Source organism: Ancylomarina sp. (assembly GCF_041555295.1).
Classification (GTDB): Bacteria; Bacteroidota; Bacteroidia; order Bacteroidales; family Marinifilaceae; genus Ancylomarina.
In genome coordinates, this window is the sequence record NZ_JBFFKR010000277.1 from 1 (window position 1) to 4,351 (window position 4,351).

At 36.5% G+C, this 4,351-nt stretch carries 4 protein-coding genes; 1 reads left to right on the forward strand and 3 read right to left on the reverse strand.

The features are described 5' to 3' along the window. From ABY905_RS14495 to ABY905_RS14505, 3 genes are all read right to left on the reverse strand, one after another. Positions 1 to 565, reverse strand: a 565-nt coding sequence (locus tag ABY905_RS14495; protein ID WP_372645126.1) for an ABC transporter permease, incomplete at its 3' end; no start/stop codon positions are given. A 1-nt stretch (position 566) separates the two neighbouring features. After that, positions 567 to 1,811: a glycine betaine/L-proline ABC transporter ATP-binding protein gene (locus ABY905_RS14500; protein ID WP_372645128.1), complete on the reverse strand. Its 1,245-nt coding sequence runs from the start codon at positions 1,809 to 1,811 to the stop codon at positions 567 to 569. 204 nt (positions 1,812 to 2,015) lie between these two features. Further along, positions 2,016 to 3,176: a hypothetical protein gene (locus tag ABY905_RS14505; RefSeq protein WP_372645130.1), complete on the reverse strand. Its 1,161-nt coding sequence runs from the start codon at positions 3,174 to 3,176 to the stop codon at positions 2,016 to 2,018. A gap of 570 nt (positions 3,177 to 3,746) precedes the next feature. Between ABY905_RS14505 and ABY905_RS14510 the strand changes: the two genes are divergently transcribed. Next, positions 3,747 to 4,351, forward strand: a 605-nt coding sequence (locus ABY905_RS14510) for an ATP-grasp domain-containing protein (protein ID WP_372645132.1), incomplete at its 3' end; no start/stop codon positions are given.

A 4,351-nucleotide genomic window follows, 5' to 3' on the forward strand; every position in this document is an offset into this window, starting at 1 on the left:
CATTTTGAATTCCCAAACAAGTTAAACGTACGGCCGGTGGAAGTGAAAAAATCACAGTAGCTACAACTCCGGGAGTATTTCCTACACTAAAAAAGAAAATAGCCGGAATCAGATAAACAAAGGCTGGCATGGTTTGCATCAAGTCAAGTATAGGACGAATAATCACATCAGCGGTTTTGCTTCGAGCAGCCAAAATTCCCAGTGGAATACTCAAAATCAGGGCAATCACGGTTGAAACAATAACCAGTGTAGTTGTTTGTATGGATTCTTCCCAGTACCCCATTGCAAAAATCAACAATAAGCCAAATATGACAAATAATGCCATTCCAGCTCCTTTTTTTAATCCTTCTAATTTAAAGGCACTTTTCCCAGCATTGGCATAATAAGCCCCTAAGGCTACAAATGCAATAATGATATAAAAAGGAATGCCCAAAAACACGTCGTTCATACCATCAACCGTCCATGAGATGATATCATCAATAGCTCCCCATAAGCCGGAAAAATTCTCTTCCAGCTTATTAATTCCGGCTTCTATATATTTACCTAGATCAATTAATTTTTCCATATTACATTTCGTTTGCTTGTTCTTTTAATTCACTTATCTCTTTTTTACCAAATCGCGTCGCTTCAATAATCAACGACGTTTGAGATACCAGTCCAAGTAACTTCCCTGTTTCATCCCCTATAACAGCTAGAGGGTATTTAGTCCCTGTAATTAGGGGTAACATATCTTCTACTGAATAGTGTTTATATACACTAGGGACATCTGTCTTCAGAGCTTTCTCAATAGAGGTTTCTTTTTCTATTTCCAATTCCAGAAGGTCTTGCAACCAAACGTAACCCAGAAATACTCTATTCACATCCTCCACAGGAAGAACATCAACTCCAACTGTACGCATTTTACGGATGGCCCCTCTCGGACCATCTTTAGGCATTTGAACCATCGTGTTTTTTGTAAACATCAGCGTTTCAGCCGTAATAATAGTTTTTCGATCTACTTTATGAACAAAAGCTTCAACGTATTCAGTTGCCGGAGCTGTTAGAATTTCTTCTGCTGTACCAATTTGGTCCACAACACCATCTTTCATAATCGCAATACGGTCACCAATTTTCATGGCTTCATCCAAATCGTGAGTAATAAATACAATCGTTTTTTGCAACTTGCTTTGTATTTCCAGAAGCTCATCCTGCATATCCGATTTAATAAGTGGATCGAGTGCCGAAAATGCTTCGTCCATAAGCAAAACTGCCGGATCGTTTGCCAGAGCACGTGCTAAACCTACACGCTGTTGCATACCTCCTGACATTGACGATGGATATTGATATTCATAACCTTTTAAGCCCACGGTTTCGAGTGCTTGTTGGGCTTTTTCTTCCCGCTCCTGTTTTTCTTCTCCCCTAATCTCTAATCCAAAAGCAGCATTCTCAATAATTGTTCTGTGTGGCAGGAGACCAAACTTTTGAAATACCATACTCATTTCTGTACGTCTGGTTTCCAATAGTTCTTTATTTGTTTCACGAGTAATATCATGCTCATCGAAAAAAACTTTACCGGCGGTAGGATCGATAAGTCGGTTCAAACAGCGGATTAAAGTAGATTTTCCACTTCCCGATAAACCCATAATAACAAAAATCTCTCCTTCCTTAATTTCAAAATTAACCTTGTTGACCCCAACAGTACATTTTGTTTTCTTAAGAATTTCATCTTTTGAAACCCCTTTCTCAAGTAGAGCAAGAGCCTCACGTTTACGTTTTCCGAAAATCAGGGTTAAGTCCTCAACCTTGATCTTTATTTTTCTTTTATCCGACATAACATCTCATTTTTCTAAATAAATAACCCTGGGGCAAGCCCACAAGATATTTAATGGTATCTCACTTTCGTTAGATAAGCGTTTTTAAGACGCAAAAGCTCTCAACCATTAGTAAAACACGCTTTTATAAAAGCGTTATGAAAGCCTAAGGTTTTCAAGCTTTCCTCTTTTAACCCCGAGGCAAGCCTCGAGGAATTCTATTGATTAAAAGTAATAACCGACATTAATATTGAAACGCATCTCCCAGTCAGCGTCAGGAGTTCCTTCAGCCAAAGCATTGGTCCATTCAGATCCTAGCCAAGGTTGATTTTTACCTGCAGCCATATCAAAATAAGTATAAATGTTACCTGCCGTAAACATGGCACCCGTTACATTCATCATAGAACTTTCGAAATTGCTTTCTGCCTTATCCATATATCCAAAATCGTTATAGATAACAACACTAGATACTGGCCCCCATTCCAAAGGAATAGAATAGCTTAATCCAAGCGTATAGATACTTGCTTCGGCTGCAACCAAATAAGGTGCGCCATAGGCAGTCATAGCAACAACATCATCCCGTTCTCCAACTGGATTCTCAGGACTGTATTTGTAATTGGCTATTTGAGCTTTTACACCAAATTTACCTGCTTTCAATTCGTAATAAGCAGCAAGGGCATAATGATTTCCTATATCTTCGGTATCTATATTATACAGACCTCCGTATTGTGCAGATACACCCATACGGTGTTTTGCATTTGTAGTATTGATTTTATAAGACAAATCTCCATTCAGTTGATTCACCTCTTTATTTCGGAGAATAAGATTCCCATCATTATCCGAACTTGAACCTACATCGTAAGAGTAACGGCTATTGGATACATCTGAATTATTTCCAAATTGAAGTTCTTCCGCATTTTTGAAAAAGGCTACACTATAGTCCCAATTTTCACCCTGATGCGTATACTTTAACCCCATGTCGTGATCATCTTCTAAACCAACATAGTAGTTTAAGCTAAAGAACCATGAGTTAGAATTGTATTTTGTGATACCAAAAGGAACCTGAGTTAAACCGAATTGCAATTCGTCATTTTCATTAAAATCGTAGGCAATCCAACCTTGTTTTAACATGGCTCCTCCAAAACCTTCTGAATAAAATCTGTATTCAGCATTTAATTTTAAGCCTTTGTATTTTGCTTTGGCGTTTAATCGGAATACATCGAAACCCAAATCGCCGCCACGTTTTTGTTGAGCATCTTTCCAAGTAGAATAATTGTAATTGAATCGTAATGCTCCGCCAATTTCAACAAGAGGTTTCTCCTGTGCTTGCACGGAAATAGTGGACACAAGGAAACAAATCCCCAGCCACGTTTTTAAATAAAACATAAATGTAAATTAGATGAATATAACATGCCAAATATTGAAGGCATGCAATTGAGTTTCCGTTTTTAAAACGAATATATAGGTAATCTTAATTGTAGGATGGTGGTAGAAATTTATCGGACAGTATTCTGAAAATAAGAAACTGAAAGCTATAGATTCTGGTATTCCTTGTATTGTGAAGTTCACTTGGTTTTAATCCCATAGCGGACAAATGTAGTCATTTTTTAATCGCTCACACTATAATTAACTGATTTTCAAGAATTTTCATTTGAAAACAAATTAATATTCACATTTTAACTGTTAAACTGAACTAATACTATACTCTGATAGAAAGTTGCATAATGGGTGTTTAAGTTAGCTTTTATATCGTGAAAAAAAAGATCTTGTCACCTGACTCAGATCACGTCAATAATCGCTAGTATCCTACTATTTATTCATTTTATTGAATATTTTCACATGAGTGAATTTATAATAACTCAGTATAAGTCTTCATTTAGAAGAACAGGATTACAGTCACAAATTTTGTAGCTTTGAAACAGCAATAAGACCTTACAAACATCGAAACCTATAAATATGATTTTATTAGATAAGCCCTACGTTTCTCAATTTTTAAAGGATACGATTACCAAATATAATTATCCAGCAATTGATACGGGTGATATTATTGAAAATGGTGAAATCGCTTTAATTAGCACTGAGGAAATCATAAAACAATTCAAAAACAAACCTAATAGTCGTCTTTACACCAATTCTGAGAACTCAATAAACTGGGTAACGACCAATTTAGCCTTTACAAGGCTTCCAGAATATATTAACCTTTTTAAAAACAAAGTTGAATTTCGTAAGTTGATTAAAAGTATCTATCCCAATTTCTTTTTTAAGGAAGTCGCACTTCAGGATCTTAATCAGCTCGACTTAGATGAACTCCCTATGCCCTTTATTATTAAACCAGCAGTTGGTTTCTTGAGCTTAGGTGTTCACAAAGTGATAAACGAGAATGAATGGCAAAAAGTAAAGCAGGATATTGAAGATGAATTTACGAATGCTAAGCGCCTGTTCCCTATTGAGGTGGTCAATGCCTCATCTTTCATTATTGAAGAAGTGATTGCTGGCGATGAATTTGCCTTCGATGCTTATTTTGATGACAAGGGTGATGCAGTGGTTCTTGGTATTTCAAA

Bases quoted from the DNA above. Each gene is read 5' to 3' on its own strand.
- ABY905_RS14500 (WP_372645128.1), bottom strand. From the start codon at position 1,811: ATGTCGGATAAAAGAAAAATAAAGATCAAGGTTGAGGACTTAACCCTG.
- ABY905_RS14505 (WP_372645130.1), bottom strand. From the start codon at position 3,176: ATGTTTTATTTAAAAACGTGGCTGGGGATTTGTTTCCTTGTGTCCACT.